Here is a 14534-nt window from a genome sequence, read left to right as displayed (position 1 = left end):
TCACCGTCGGTGGGCGCATCGTCCGGCGGGCGTGTCCCGGCGCTGCCCCGGCCCGGGGGCGTGCCGGGCCGGCGACGGTTCTCGGTACTGTCAGATCTCTGTCGTGTCGAGTGAGGAGCGGACAGGTGCAGCTCCAGCCACGCCGTGCCGAGGACCGGCGGCCTGATCTCCGGGGGACGGGGAGGGCCGGCCGTGTCACATCTGGCTGACGCTCCGCTGCCGGCGGGTGCTCCGACGGCCCCGTCCCCGCCGCCGACGGGCCCCGGCCCTGGGCAGCACGCGATGGACCCGAGCCGGCTGGCCCGCCGCAGCCGGGCGCAGACGCGGGTGCGTTGGGAACTGCTGCGCAATCTCATCCGCAAGGACCTGAAGGTCAAGTACAAGGGTTCCACGCTGGGCTTCGCCTGGTCGCTGGCGAACCCGATGCTCCTGCTCGTGGTCTACACGTTCGTCTTCCAGATCGTCCTCAAGTCCGGAATTCCGCGGTTCGGCATTTACCTGATGTCCGGGCTGCTGATCTGGAACGCCTTCTCGGGCAGCGTGTCGTCGGCGTGCGGCAGCGTCGTCGCGAACGCGAACCTGGTCAAGAAGGTGCGGTTCCCGCTCGCCGTGCTCCCGCTGTCGGCGGTCGGGTTCGCCGCCGTGCACTTCCTGCTCCAGCTGCTCGTGCTTTTCGTGGTGATCCTGATCCTCGGCTACAACCTGCTCGGCGCCGACCTGCTGCTGCTCGTGCCCGCCGGGGCCGTCGCCATCACGTTCACGGTCGCGCTGTCGCTGCTGGTCAGCGCCCTCAACGTGCGCTACCGCGACACCTCCCACCTGCTCGACGTCGCCCTGCTCGCCTGGTTCTGGCTGAACCCCATGGTCTACGCCTTCGGCCTCATCCAGAACCGGCTGCACGAGTGGACCTGGGTGTACCTGCTCAACCCGATGGCGGTGGTGGTCATCACGTTCCAGCGCGCGATCTACGATCCTGGGGGTGGCTCCACCGGCTCGACCCCCGTCCAGGCGGATCCGGGATACACGTTCTACCTGGAACATCTCGCCGTCGCAGGGGCGATCTCGCTCGTCCTGCTCTGGCTGGGTTTCCACGTGTTCCGCACCATGCAGGCGGACTTCGCCGAGGATCTGTAGGTGGGCTCCCGGCGGCCCGGCGACGTCGTCGTCCGCCGCCGCGAGCCCTGGAGCCAGCACGCCGACCGCGGTGCGATCATGGTGAGACGTCCGCCGGCGGCCAGCAAGGAGTTGTAGTGGCCCGACACTCGTCCGCGTACCAGCGCGGTGCGGCCTCCCCGCCGTGGGGGCGGCGTCCCGCGGCCCCGCGCGGCCCGGTCGACGGCGCCGCGCCAGCCGGCCCCGCCGCACTCGACCCGACCGCGCCGGACCCGAGCGCGCTCGATCCGACAGCGCTCGACCCCGCCACGCTCGACCCCGTCACGCCGTCCTACCCGGAGGTCGCCGCCACGGCGCCGGGTCGGTCGGACTCCTGGGGCTATTCCGGCGCGGACGGTGCGGCGCCGGCCGGCAGGCTCGGGGCAGTCGATCCCTTCGGCGCTCCCGATCCCTTCGGCGCGCCCGATTCCCTCGGCGCCCCCGAGCAGGTTGGTCCCGGGGAGGTCGCCCCCGGCTCGGCGGTGGTGATCCAGGGGACCGGGGTGAGCAAGCGGTTCGTCTCGTACAGCAACCGGGCGACGAGCCTGAAGGAACGGTTCGTCCGCCGTGGCGGCCCCGCCGGGGACGACTTCTGGGCGCTGCGCGACGTCGACGTGACGATCGGGCGCGGCCAGACGGTCGGGCTCGCCGGGGCGAACGGCTCGGGGAAGTCGACCCTGCTCAAGGTGCTCGCCGGCATCCTGCGTCCGACCAGCGGCGAGGTCTCGGTGCAGGGCCGGATCGCGTCGCTGCTGGAGCTCGGCGCCGGGTTCAACGGCGAGCTGTCCGGGCGGGACAACGTCTACCTCAACGCCTCGCTGCTCGGCTTGTCCAAGCGGGAGATCGACCGCCTGTTCGACTCGATCGTCGACTTCTCCGAGCTGCGACACAAGATCGACGATGACGTGAAGCACTACTCGTCCGGCCAGTACGTGCGCCTCGGCTTCGCCGTGGCCGTACACGTCGATCCGGACGTACTGCTCGTCGACGAGGTGCTCGCCGTCGGTGACGAGGCATTCCAGCGCAAGTGCCTCGCCAAGATCGCCGAGTTCCGGGCACAGGGGCGCACGATCCTGTTCGTCACCCACTCCCTCGACCTCATCGAGAGCATGTGTGACCGGATCCTGGTGCTGGAGTCGGGCTCGCTGATCTACGACGGCAACCCCGCCGTGGGCACGAAGCTGCTGCGGCAGAAGCTGGGCAGCCTGCCGGCCGAGGGCCCGGTGTCGTGGGAGTACGCCACCGTCCGCCCTCAGTCGGTGGCCTTCAGCCCGGATCCCGGCGGGCTGCCGCTGGTGCAGTACGACCCGGGCGAGCGGCTCACGGTCAGCGTCGAGCTCGATGTCACCGAGGGCGCGCCGGAGCGGATCTACCTGCACACCTACATCGTCGGGCAGAGCGAGGTGCCCATCTGGATGATGGAGACGCCCCCCGGCGGGCTCGCCGTCGGCCCCGGCCGGCACATCGTGGACTTCTCCGTTCCGCACCTGCCCGAACTGCTCGGGGCGTTCGCGGTCAAGGTGCACGTCTCGGACGCCACCACCGGCGCCCCGGTGACGACCCGCCGGTTCGAGGAGCTGTTCGGCGTCAGCGGACCGCAGGCGGACGGGCTTCTCAAGGTCGACTACGAGGCGAGGCTGCGCGGATGACGGAGCGAAAGCAGACGGGCACCACCGCCGCCGGGCCGGGCGGCGGCGCGGCCGGGCCGGGCGGCGGCGCGGCCGCCGAGCCGCTGGCGACCATCGTGATCGTCAACTGGAACGGGGCACACCTGCTGCCTGCCTGCCTCGACGGCATCGCCAAGCAGGACGCCGGCTTCGCCTTCCAGACCTGGGTCGTCGACAACGCCTCCGCGGACGGCTCCCGGGAGCTGCTCGCCGAGCGATACCCCTGGGTGCGGGTCGTGCCCTCGGATCGCAACCTCGGCTTCGCCGGGGGCAACAACCTCGCCCTGCGCCAGGTCACCACGCCGTACGCGGTGCTGGTGAACAACGACGCCGTCCCCGAACCAAGCTGGCTGGCGGCCCTGCTGGCGCCGTTCGGCGAGCCCGGTGGCCAGCACCTCGGCGCCGCCACCGGCAAGGTCGTGTTCCTGCCCCGCTTCCTGCGGATGCGGTTGAGCACGCCCACCTTCGTGCCGGGCCCGCACGACTCCCGGGAGCTGGGCGTGCGGGTGTCGTCGGTGACCGTGGACGGGCGCGAGGCGCTGCGCGAGGTGCTGTGGGAGAAGCTGACCTACGGCGCCGAGGGGCCGGCGAAGGCCCCGTACTTCTGGACCCGCGGCGACGGCGAGCTGTGCGTCCCGATCCCGGACGGCGGGCCGGTCACCCTCGGGTTCACCTGGGCGGCGGAGTCGCGCAAGCAGGTCGTGCTGAGCTGGGACGGCCCGACCGGCTCCACCGACGGCGGCCGGGCCGAGCTGGCCGTCGGCCCGGAGTCGACGACGGTGACACTCACCGTCGGCGGGGAGGCGCCGCGCGTCGACGTGGTCAACAACGTCGGTGGGATCGTGCTGACCGACGGCTACGGCGCGGACCGGGGCTACCAGCAGGTCGACACCGGCCAGTTCGACCAGCCGGAGGACGTGTTCACCGCCTGCGGCAACGGGATGGCCATCCGGTCGTCGCTGGGCCACGAGCTCGGCTGGTTCGACGACGCGTTCTTCCTCTACTACGAGGACACCGACCTGTCGTGGCGGATCCGGGCCCGCGGGTACACGATCCGCTACGTGCCGGGCGCGGTGCTGCGGCACATCCATTCGGCGTCGAGCGTCGAGTGGTCGCCGCTGTTCGTCTTCCACACCGACCGCAACCGGCTGCTGATGCTCACCAAGGACGCGACGGCGGCGCTGGCGCTGTCCGCGGTGCTGCGCTACCCGGCAACGACCGCCTCCATCGCGCTGCGCACCCTGCGCCAGGCGTGGCGGGGCCGCAGCCGGCCGGCGATCCGCCCGACGCTGCTGCGGCTGCGGGTGTGCGGCTCGTACCTGCGGCTGCTGCCCACGATGCTGCGGGCCCGGCGCGAGATCGGCCGCACCGCCGCCGAGCGGCGCTCGAGCCTGCAGAGCTGGCTGGTCTCGCGATGAGCGAACGCGCGAGCGGCGCCACGGATCCCGCCGCGGCCGTCGGCCCCGACGAGCGGCCGGCGCGGGGGGTGCGGGCCGCCGTCTACAACCGGTTCTGGCACTCGATGGGCGGCGGGGAACGCCACAACGGCATGATCGCCCAGGTGCTGGCGGCCGAGGGCGCGAGTGTCGACATCCTCGGGCACTCCGAGGTCGACCTCGACCAGCTCGGCAGCCATCTCGGCCTGGATCTCGCCGGCTGCCGCTACGTCCGGCTGCCCGACCGCGGGGAGGAGGCCATCGCGGCACTGTCCGCGAGCTACGACCTGTTCGTCAACGGCTCGTACATGAGCCGCATCGCGCCGCAGTCCCGCCGCTCGGCGTACCTGTGCTTCTTCCCGACTCCGTTCGACCACGACATGGCGGCCTGGCGCAAGGCCGCGGTGCGCACCGCCGGCCCCCTGCTGCGCGGGGTCCGCCCGGCGGTCAGCTTCGGCCAGGGCTGGTACCCGCCGGAGGGCGGCCGTCGCCGGCAGTGGACCTGGACGAACGGGTCGGGCATCCTCGCCGTCAGCCCGGGTCAGCGGCGCACCCTGCGCGCCGACATCGGCCGTCCGGGCGCGCCCGCCGGCACGTCGCTGCGGGTCCTCGACGCCGGCGGCGGGGTGCTGGCCAAGCTGGAGATCGGCGCCGACTTCGCCCCGTTCGAGGTGCCGCTGCCGCCGACCACCGACGGCACCGAGCTCACCCTGGTCAGCGACGCGTTCTCGCCGGGTGCCGCGGACGTGCGCGAACTCGGCGTCGCGGTGAGCCGGCCACGGGTCACCGACGGCGACGAGGGACCGATCGCCCGCCTGCCGCTGCGCTTCCCCTGGCTGCTGCGCGACCCGGCGGACCTGGCCTACCTCGACGGCTACGACGTGGTCATGGCCAACTCGCAGTTCACCCGGGGCTGGATCCGGCGGTTGTGGAAGCGCGACGCCGACGTGCTTTTCCCCCCGATCCAGGTGCAGCGGCTGCACCCGGCGCCGGCCCGGGAGAAGGCCGTCGTCACCGTCGGGCGGTTCTTCATGCCGGGCCTCGGGCACGCCAAGCGGCAGCTCGAGATGGTGCAGTGGTTCGGTGAGCTCTACCGGGCCGGCGACCTGCCGGGCTGGACGATGCACGTCGTCGGCGGCTGCGAGGAGTCCCAGCGGCCCTACCTGGAGCAGGTCCGCGCCGCCGGGGCCGGCCTGCCGGTGCAGGTCCACCCGAACGCCCCGCGAGCTCAGGTCGAGCAGCTGCTGTCGACCAGCTCCGTGTTCTGGTCGGCGACCGGGTACGGCGAGGACGACCGACGCCGGCCCTGGACGGCGGAGCACTTCGGGATGACCACCGTCGAGGCGATGGCCGGCGGCTGCGTGCCCGTCGTCATCGACCGCGCCGGGCAGCGGGAGATCGTCCGCCACGGCGTCGACGGCTACCGGTGGACCGGACCGGAGCAGGTCGCCTCGTTCACCCGCCGGCTCGCCGCCGAGGACGGCCTGCGCGGCCGGCTCGCGGCCGCGGCGGTCGAGCGGGCCCAGACCTTCTCGGACGACGCGTTCGCCGACCAGTGGCGCGACATCGCCGAGCGCCGCCGGCTCTACCAGGGCTGACCGGGACGCGAAGGTGCGGGCATCGACGTGACGGCGGCGGGAGCGGGCGGATGAGGATCGTGCTCGACGGCACGCCGCTGCTCGGGCGGCGCACCGGCGTCGGCCGCTACACCGAGCACCTGCTGGCCGGCCTCGCCCGGCTCGACGCGTCCTGGGAGCTGGCGGCGACGGCGTTCACCTGGCGCGGGCTCGACGAGCTCGCCGCCAGCCTGCCGGCGGGGGTGCGCCCCGCGGCCCGCCGGGCGCCGGCGCGGCTGCTCCAGGACGCCTGGATCCGCGGCGAGCAGCCACCAGTGGAATGGCTGACCGGCGCCGCGGACGTCGTGCACGGGACCAACTTCGTGCTGCCGCCGCTGCGCCGTGCCCGCGGCGTGCTCACCATCCACGATCTGTCCTACCTGCGGACCCCGGACACGGTCACGGCTGCCTCCGCCCGCTACAGCGATCTCGTTCCCCGCGGGCTGCGCCGTGCCCACGCCGTGCTCACGCCGAGCCGGGCCGTCGCCGACGAGGTGATCACCGCCTACCGGCTGGACCCGGCGCTGGTCACCCCCACCCCGCTCGGCGTCGACGACGCCTGGTTCACCACCCCGGCGCCGACGGCCGCCTGGAAGCGGGCCCACGGCCTGCCCGAGCGGTACCTGCTCTTCGTCGGCTCGGTCGAGCCCCGCAAGAACCTCCCGGTCCTGCTGGAGGCCGTCCGCCGGCTGCACGCGGCGAAGCTCGGCGCTCCCCCGCTCGTCCTCGTGGGACCGCCGGGGTGGGGACCGACCCTCGACCTCGCCGGACTGCCTGCCGGCAGCGTCGTCACCGCCGGCTACCTCGACGCCGAGCAGCTTCGGGCGACGGTCGCGGGCGCCGGCGTGCTGTGCTTCCCCTCCCGCTACGAGGGTTTCGGCCTACCGCCCCTGGAGGCGCTCGCCGCCAGTACCCCCGTCGTCGCCGCCGACATCCCGACCGTCCGCGAGGTCACCGGAGCCCTCGTCGAGGCCGTCGGCAGCCCGGTGCGGCTGGTCCGTCAGGCCGGCCGGGACTCCTTCGCCGACGAGCTCGCCGAGGCGATCCTCGCCCTGCTCGCCTCCCCCGGCGACGTCGAGGCGGGCCGCGCCCACGCCCGCACCTTCACCTGGCGGCGCACCGCGGAGCTGACCGCGGCCGTCTACCGCCGGGTCGCCGAGCTTCCCTAGGGCGGCGGCGAGCAGCGCCCCGCCCGCGACCGCGCAGCTCGCCAGGACCACCAGGCCCACCCGCGCCGAGCCGGGTCCGCCCAGCGCCCAGCCGGCGCGCAGCCGGTCGGGCAGGGCGAGCGGCGCCAGCGCAGGCCGCTTCCAGGCCAGCTCCCGCCCGACGAGCACCACCGTGCAGGCCGTCATCGCCGCGACGACGGCCAGCGTCGGCAGCCCGCGCCGACCCAGCGGCAGGGCTCGGCAGGACGCGGCGACACCGATCGCGAGCACCGGTGCCATCGGCAGCAGGTAACGGGTGAACGACGCCCCACCCGCGGCCACGTAACCCACCAGGGTGGCGACGACGAGCAAACAGTGCGCGGCCACCAGGAGCCACCCGAGGACCACGCCACCGCTGCTGCCGTTCCCGCTGCTGCCGTTCCCGCTGCTGCCGTTCCCGCTGCTGCCGTTCCCGCTGCTGCCGTTCCCGCTGCTGCCGTTCTCGCTGCTGCCGCCCGGGCCGGCTGCGGACGGTCCGGGGGCAGCCTCTCCGGACCGGCGCCGGGTGGCCGCGCGCAGGGCCGCTGCGGCCAGACCGGCGCCGGTGACCACCGCGACGCCGACGGCGACCTGCTCGGCGTGACCGGTGACGAGTGTGGGCCGGCCGAAGAACCCGCGGTAGACGTACCACCACAGATCACCGTCGCGCAGCACCTGCCAGACCGAGGGGTGCGCCCCGCCGAGCGGGAACATCTGCGCGATCCGCCCGGAGGCGGTGGGATCGCCGTAAAGGCGCTGGTTACGCAGGTAGAACCAGCCGACGGCGGCGACGGTGAGGGCGAGCAGCGCACCAGCGGTGGCCAGGCCCCGGCCGGCCCGGCGGGTGCGGCTTCCCGTGGTGTGCAGCGCCACGGCGGCGGCGACGGCGGGCACCACGGCGGCGAGCGCCACCGCGCCGCTCGCGCGGCTGGCCGCCGCGGCCGGCCCGAGCATCGCGAGACCCACGAGGATCCGCGGGCGCGGCCCACCGCGGGCGAGGGCGACGGTCACCGCGAGCAGCCCCGTCACGGTCGCCATCGCCAGGGTGTCGTTGTAGATCTGTCCGGAGGTGACGACGACGAGCCCGACGGCCCCGATGACCGCCGCCGCCCCCACCGCGAGGCCCGGCCGGTCCGGCAGCAGCCCGCGGCACAACGCCGCCGTCGCGACGACGACGCCCACACCGAGCAGCACGTTGACGGCGCGGGCGGCACGAAAGCCGGCCAGCGGATGGCCCGCCGCCTCGCCGGCCCCCAGCGGCACCGCCTCCACCACGTAGAACAACGGCGGGTGGTTGGCGGTGTAGACCAGGTCGAAGTTGGACAGTCCCCGACCGAGGCGCACCCCGCACAGCCCGTCGGCATGCGCGTCGACCGCGGCTCTGGTCTGCGCGGGTGCGGCCCGGCAGCTCGCCGGCAGGCCCGGCATGCCGGGTACCCGGGAGCGCACCGGGGTGTCGAGCCGAGGCAGCGAGCCGTGGGCGAGCTCGAGCGCGTACGCCGTGTGCTGCGCCTCGTCGGCCCCGGTGAACGGCGGGACCACCGCGGCGACCAGCAGCCCCAGCGAACTGAAGATCAGCCCGGCCGCGGCGACCCCCAGCACAAGCCACCGGGCGGTTGCCAGGGTGGCCGGGCGATCGGCGTCGCCGTCCGGGTCATCCGAGCGGTGCCGTCCCATCTCGCACCCCCCACGCCGATCAACCGGCGGCGCACGGGTGCCCCCCGACCGTCTCCGCCGATACGACGGTAACGCCCGGTCCTCGTCGGCTATCCGGCGGTTCGTCCCCGCAGCGCGTCGGCGAACGCGCCCACACCGAGGACTGCGGCCAGGGCGATCGGCCCGATGACCGCGCCGAGGTAGCGGTAGTCGAAGCCGGAGGTGACCGAGGACAGCACGAGGGTCGACACCCCGGACCCGGCCGCCAGCCAGAACACCCGCCCGACCCCGGCGGGGGCGGCGTCGTCGGGTGGCGGCGCCCGTCGTGGCGACCGTCGGGCCCGGATCGTCCGGCCCGCTGTGAGCAGCGACGCCGCCAGGCCTGCCAGCAGGCCCAGGCCGACCAGCGGCATCGGCGCGTAGGACAGCCGGGACCAGGCGGCGAGCAGACCGGCCGGTGGCGCATGCACCGCCGTGGCGACGAAGTAGCCGTCGTCGGCGTGGGCGTCCTCCGGGGGCAGCACGTTGGTGGTGCGGGTCGGCAGCTCCCAGGTGTCCGCCCGGGACGTCTGCGGCGTCTCGTACGGCACCGGGTCCAGGTAGCCGGCGAGGTAGCGGGCCGAGGACGTGACGAGCGCCCACGGCTGTTCGCGCACCACCTCGTGCGCGAACGTCCCCGCGAGGTCCTCCCGGCCCGGCGGGATCTGCCGGTGGCCCTGGCGCAGCGGCGAGTCGGCGGGCCACAGGTAGCGGACCGGGGCGCCGCGCTGGTTCACCGGCCGCGGGTCGCACAGGGTACGCAGGTCCGCGCGGGAGATCGTCGAGCAGTCGGCGAACGTCGCCACCCGCCCGTACAGGAAGAAGCCGGAATGGGCGGACACCGCGAAGCCCTTGCCCTCGGCCGCGCTCCAGCCGGCGTAGGCACCCACCGGGACGGCGGCCGCCACCACGAACGCGGCGACGGGGGCGACCACCCGCAGCGGCGCCCGCCGCCCGCGGGCACCCGGCGCGCCGCGGGCGGCGACCGCGTCGGCCACCAGCACGACGACGGCGACCGCCAGCGGCCCGTAGCCCACCGTGCGCACGCACAGCGCCGCGCCCAGCAGCAGCCCGCCACCCGCCGCCGCAACGGCCCGCGGGCGCCGCCAGCCCGCCAGCACCGCGACGCCGGCCGAGACGAGCACCCCGAACAGGCTGTCCGCCAGCACGAACTGCCCCAGGTCCAGCACCCACGGCGCAAGCAACGCGGGGGCCGCGGCGAGTGCGGCCAGCCAGGGCCGGCGGACCGCCCGCACCGCCACCGCGTACAGCGCCACCGCCACGGCCAGGGTGAGCAGGTGCTGCACGACCACGATCCGGGTCACGTGGCTGGGGCCGTCGAGGATTCGCAGGAAGATCGGATAGCCGGACGGCCGCCAGTCCCCCGGCCACAGATCGCGCCAGGCCTGGTCCAGATAGGCGGCGGAGTCCCCGAGGTACATCAGCGCCGGCGGGTAGGCGACCAGCACGAGCACCCGCGCGGCGACCGCGACGACGACCAGTACGGCGAAAACCACGTGTCTGCGCACGCCCCGCCGGCCTCGGCCGAAAGCCGCTCGCATCCCGGAGCCGGCCCCCGCGAAGGGAGCGCCGGCCGGCCGGCGCGACCGTGGCCGTGTCGACGAGGGTTGGGCTGGCACCGATGACGGTGTGGCGGGCTGCCCGGAATGGACGGACGGCGGGCCGGGGCTGCCACTGTCGGCGTCCACGGCCTCGCCGGGAACCTGGCTGACGCTACCCATCGCCCCCAGTCTCGCAGGACCGCGACCTGCCGCCCTTCACCGGACCGGCGCTGACGTGCAGCAGAGGTGCCCGCGCCGTCAGGGCGCGGGCACCTCCTGGTCAGCCGATGAGGGGGCAGGAAGGTCGGGCACGGCCGCCCGTGCCCGAGGTCCGGCTACGGGAGACGTTTCGCCGCGCCGGAGGATCCGTCCGCAGCCTCCTCGTCGACGACCACGACGGCCGTCGGCGCGGCAGCGGTCAGTGCGGCGGCGGCGGCGATGCCGGTCGCGGTGGACTCGGGCGCGGCAGGCGCCGGGGAGGCAGGCGCCGGGGGGACAGGGGCCGGGGGGACAGGGGCCGGGGAGGCCGGGCCTGCGGCGTCGTCAACGGCCGGGGAGACGGTGTCGACGGTGTGGCGCATGCGGATCTCCGGCAGCAGCCAGGTCAGGGCGAAGGCGACCAGGCCGATCGGCACCGCGACCAGGAAGACCGTCTGCATCGAGTCCGAGAAGGCCTGGACGAAGCCGTCGCGGATGGCCGGCGGCAGGGCGTCGATGACCTTCGGGCTGATGTTCGCTCCGGAGGCGGCGAGGCCGGGCGGCAGCGGCAGGCCCGCGAGGCGCTCACTGATGTTGCCGGCCAGCACGTTCGCGAAGATCGCGCCGAAGACGGCGGTACCGAACGATCCACCGATGGAGCGGAAGAAGGTCGCCCCCGAGGTCGCCACGCCCATCTGCCGGTGGTCGACGGAGTTCTGCACGGCGATGACGAGCACCTGCATCACCGAACCGATCCCGACACCCAGCACGAACATCGACAGCGCGAGCTGCCAGGTGGCGATGTCGGGGCTGATGAACGACAGCAGGAACAGGCCGATCGTCATCACCGCGGTGCCCACGATCGGGAAGACCTTGTACCGGCCCCACTGGCTGATCAGCCGGCCGGAGATGATCGAGCTGAGTAGCAGTCCGCCCATGACCGGCAGCATCTGCAGGCCGGACTCGGTCGGATCGACGCCCTTGACCACCTGCAGGAACAGCGGCAGGAAGACGATCGCGCCGAACATCGCGAAGCCGACGACGAAGCCGATCGCTCCGGCCGCCGAGAACACCCGGTTGCGGAACAGCGACAGCGGCAGGACCGGCTCGACCGCCCGGCGCTCGGCGAACACGAACGCGACGAGCAGCACGGCGCCCGCGACCCCCAGGCCGATGATCTCCGGGGAGCCCCAGCCGTAGGTGGTGCCGCCCAGGCTCGTCAGCAGCACCAGGCTGGTGGTGGCACCGGCCAGCAGCACGGTGCCGAGATAGTCGATCACGTGCTTGATGCGGTTCGTCGTCGCCGGCAGGGCCAGCGCCGTGACCACCAGGGCGACCGCGCCGACCGGCAGGTTCACGTAGAAGACCCAGCGCCAGGACAGGTGGTCGACGAACAGGCCGCCGAGCAGCGGGCCGATCACCGAGGACACGCCGAACACCGCGCCGAACAGTCCCTGGTAGCGGCCACGGTCGCGGGGCGGCACCAGGTCGCTGATGATCGTCATCGCGCCGATCATCAGGCCGCCGCCGCCGAGGCCCTGCAGGGCCCGGAAGCCGATGAGCTGACCCATCGACGTGCAGGCGCCGGCGAGGACGGACCCCACCAGGAACAGCACGATCGACACCTGAAAGAGGATCTTCCGCCCGTACAGGTCACCGAGCTTGCCCCACACCGGCGTCGACACGGTCGAGGCGAGCAGGTAGGCGGTGACCACCCACGACAGGTGGGTGGCCCCGCCGAGATCACCGACGATCGTCGGCAGCGCCGTGGACACGATCGTCTGGTCCAGCGAGGCCAGCAGGATCCCCAGGAGCAGGGCTCCCATGATGATCCAGAGCCGGCGCTTGTCGGCGACCTGCGCCGCGGACGCGTCGGCCGGGACCTCGACGCCGGGCGTGGACGCCTGAGCCTGGGTCATGATCAGCTCCCCTCGTGGTCGTGGCTGTCGGTACAGAGTTCCGTCGTTCTCATCGGGTCGGCTTCCTCGGGGAGGGTGCTGGTGCGGCGGACATGATCGGGAATGTCTCGGGGGGACGGCGCGGTCTCGGCACCCGGGCCGGAGCAGGGCGGGCCGGAGCGGGCCGCGCCGGTCAGGCCGGTGACCTGCGTGGTGGGGGCGGCAGGCCCCGCGACAGACTGTCGAACGCCTGGCCGAGCAGGTCGGCCAGCGGCGCACCGGGGGACTCCTGCCAGCGCAACGACAGGATGCGCACGATCGCCAGGACCGCGGCGACCAGCACGGCGGGATACGGGTCCCGGGCCGGGTCGAGGCCGCAGCGGCTGCCGACGGCCTCCGCGAGCGCGTTCTCGTACGAACTCCAGCTCGCCGCGCTGGCCGTCATCAGGTGCGGATGCCGGCGGATGATCGCAAGGCGGGCCCGCCAGAGGTCGGCCTGCTCTGGCGCGATGAGCGCGGCGCGCTGCAACATGACCGCGCGCACCGCGGCCAGCGGCTCCTCGCCGAGGGGGCGGGCCACGAGCGCCTCGGTGATCTCCCGAATGTCCTCCGGGTCGATGCCGACGATCGCGTCGTCCTTGGTGGGGAAGTAGTTGAAGAACGTCCGGGTGGAGACCTCCGCCGCGGCGGCGATCTCGTCGACCGAGACGCCGTCCAGGCCGCGCTCGGCGACGAGCCGGATGGCCGCCATCCGCAGGGCCCGGCGGGTCCGCAGCTTCTTGCGTTCCCGCAGGCCCAGCTCTGCCGGCCGGGGCCCGGCCGACGGCCGCAGGGGCGCCTGATCCGTGCCCACCTGGGTCGCCATCGCCCTCTCCCTCACCCGTCGTCAAACCGTTGCAGCAGCTACAACCTTGTAGTCCCTAGAATTATTCTTGCTCTGCAAAATTCTTTCTGGAAGTGACGGACTGCACACAGACGAGCCTCATAGCGTGCGGATCAGCCGTCGACGGACCGATCCGGTCACACCATCAGTCGCGCAGCGTCCCGTCAGCGGCGCAGGACAAGGCGTTCCGTCAGCGGCGCAGGACAGGGACGGCGCCCGTCGCCGATACGGGATGACAGCGGCGTCCGGCAGCGATGCAGGACGAGAACGTCGGCCCGACGAGGCAGGGTCCGCCCGTGAACGGGGCGAGGGGCCGACTCAGCCGCGCAGGTCCTCGCCGGAGCGGGCGAAGGCGTCCTGCAACGCCCGGTGCCAGGGACGCAGCGGGGTGAGACCCGCGTCCGCCCACGACCGCGTGGACAGCACGGAGTAGGCCGGCCGCGCGGCGGCCCGAGGGAAGGCGTCCGTGGTCGTCGCGCTGACCGTGGCCGGGTCCAGGCCGATCTCGGTCATGATCCGACGGGCGAATCCATACCAGGTCGTCTCGCCGGTGTTCGTGCAGTGGTAGACCCCGGGCGGCGCCGGGGAGGCGACGAGGTCGAGCAGGCCGGCGGCCAGATCGGCCGACCAGGTCGGCGAACCGGTCTGGTCGGCGACGACCGAGACCGCGCCACGCTCCCGGGCCAGCCGACTGATCGTCTTGACGAAGTTACGACCCGTCGCGCCGTATACCCAGGCGGTCCGGACAACGTACGAGGACGCCGGTAGCAGCGCCCGCACGGCCTCCTCGCCCGCGAGCTTGGTGCGGCCGTATGCGCCGGCCGGGTCGGTCTCGTCCCCGGTCTCGTAGGGCTTCGTCGCCCGGCCGTCGAAGACGTAGTCGGTCGAGAGCTGCACCAGTGTGGCGTCGAGCTCGGCACAGGTGGCGGCCAGGTGGGCGGGTCCGGTGGCGTTGACGGCGTAGGCCCCGGCCTCGTCGGCCTCGGCACCGTCCACGTCGGTCCAGGCGGCGGTGTTGATCACAACCAGACCGCCCTGGATCTTCGCCGGCCGAGCCTGGTCACGCAGGACGGCGCGGACCCGCGCAGGGTCGGTGATGTCCAGCTCGGCCCGGCCGAGCCCCGCCCAGGCCCGCACGGGAGAATCCGGTTCGGCCGTTCGGGCCTCGAGCAGGCGGCACAGGTCGGCGCCGAGTTGTCCGGCGGCACCGGTCACGAGAACGCGCACGGCCCCGAGTCTG

Annotated in this window: 9 protein-coding genes; 5 read left to right on the top strand and 4 right to left on the bottom strand. The window is 73.7% G+C overall.

The genetic code is table 11. The features are described from left to right. Window positions 1-192 precede the first annotated feature (192 nt). The 5 genes from FRAAL_RS05415 (at window position 193) to FRAAL_RS31345 (ending at window position 7040) form a co-directional block, all read left to right on the top strand. The gene (locus FRAAL_RS05415) at window positions 193-1134 is read left to right on the top strand and encodes an ABC transporter permease (RefSeq protein WP_041940191.1); all 942 of its coding nucleotides are present in this window, start codon (window positions 193-195) and stop codon (window positions 1132-1134) included. A gap of 116 nt (window positions 1135-1250) precedes the next feature. Next, complete coding sequence (locus FRAAL_RS05410; protein ID WP_011602439.1) at window positions 1251-2801, top strand: ABC transporter ATP-binding protein; 1551 nt, start codon at window positions 1251-1253, stop codon at window positions 2799-2801. Then, a complete protein-coding gene (locus FRAAL_RS05405; protein WP_011602438.1) occupies window positions 2798-4237 on the top strand; it encodes a glycosyltransferase family 2 protein in 1440 nt (479 codons plus the stop codon). Before FRAAL_RS05410 ends, FRAAL_RS05405 begins: the two co-directional genes overlap by 4 nt. Further along, window positions 4234-5853, top strand: coding sequence for a glycosyltransferase family 4 protein (locus FRAAL_RS05400; RefSeq protein WP_011602437.1), 1620 nt, complete (start codon window positions 4234-4236; stop codon window positions 5851-5853). The genes FRAAL_RS05405 and FRAAL_RS05400 overlap by 4 nt, the downstream gene beginning before the upstream one ends. Window positions 5854-5903: 50 nt before the next feature. Next, window positions 5904-7040 carry a glycosyltransferase family 4 protein gene (locus FRAAL_RS31345; protein WP_083866712.1) on the top strand — a complete coding sequence of 379 codons (1137 nt, stop codon included), beginning with the start codon at window positions 5904-5906 and terminating at the stop codon, window positions 7038-7040. 1784 nt (window positions 7041-8824) lie between these two features. On the opposite strand, the gene FRAAL_RS05385 is transcribed toward FRAAL_RS31345, so the two are convergent. From FRAAL_RS05385 to rfbD, 4 genes are all read right to left on the bottom strand, one after another. Then, window positions 8825-10270, bottom strand: coding sequence for a hypothetical protein (locus tag FRAAL_RS05385; protein WP_011602434.1), 1446 nt, complete (start codon window positions 10268-10270; stop codon window positions 8825-8827). Window positions 10271-10650: 380 nt separating this feature from the next. Further along, entirely contained in the window at window positions 10651-12432 is a 1782-nt protein-coding gene (locus FRAAL_RS05380) for an MDR family MFS transporter (RefSeq protein ID WP_011602433.1), read from the bottom strand. Window positions 12433-12604: 172 nt separating this feature from the next. Then, window positions 12605-13276, bottom strand: coding sequence for an acyl-CoA-like ligand-binding transcription factor (locus FRAAL_RS05375; protein ID WP_041938880.1), 672 nt, complete (start codon window positions 13274-13276; stop codon window positions 12605-12607). 336 nt (window positions 13277-13612) lie between these two features. Next, window positions 13613-14521 (bottom strand): dTDP-4-dehydrorhamnose reductase, encoded by a 909-nt coding sequence (rfbD, locus tag FRAAL_RS05370; RefSeq protein WP_011602431.1) that lies wholly within the window; start codon window positions 14519-14521, stop codon window positions 13613-13615. Window positions 14522-14534 lie beyond the last annotated feature (13 nt).

The sequence above is a fragment of the Frankia alni ACN14a genome (assembly GCF_000058485.1).
Lineage (GTDB): Bacteria > Actinomycetota > Actinomycetes > Frankiales > Frankiaceae > Frankia > Frankia alni.
The sequence above is the reverse complement of the archived record's forward strand: the minus strand, read 5'-3'. Positions and strand labels throughout refer to the sequence as shown.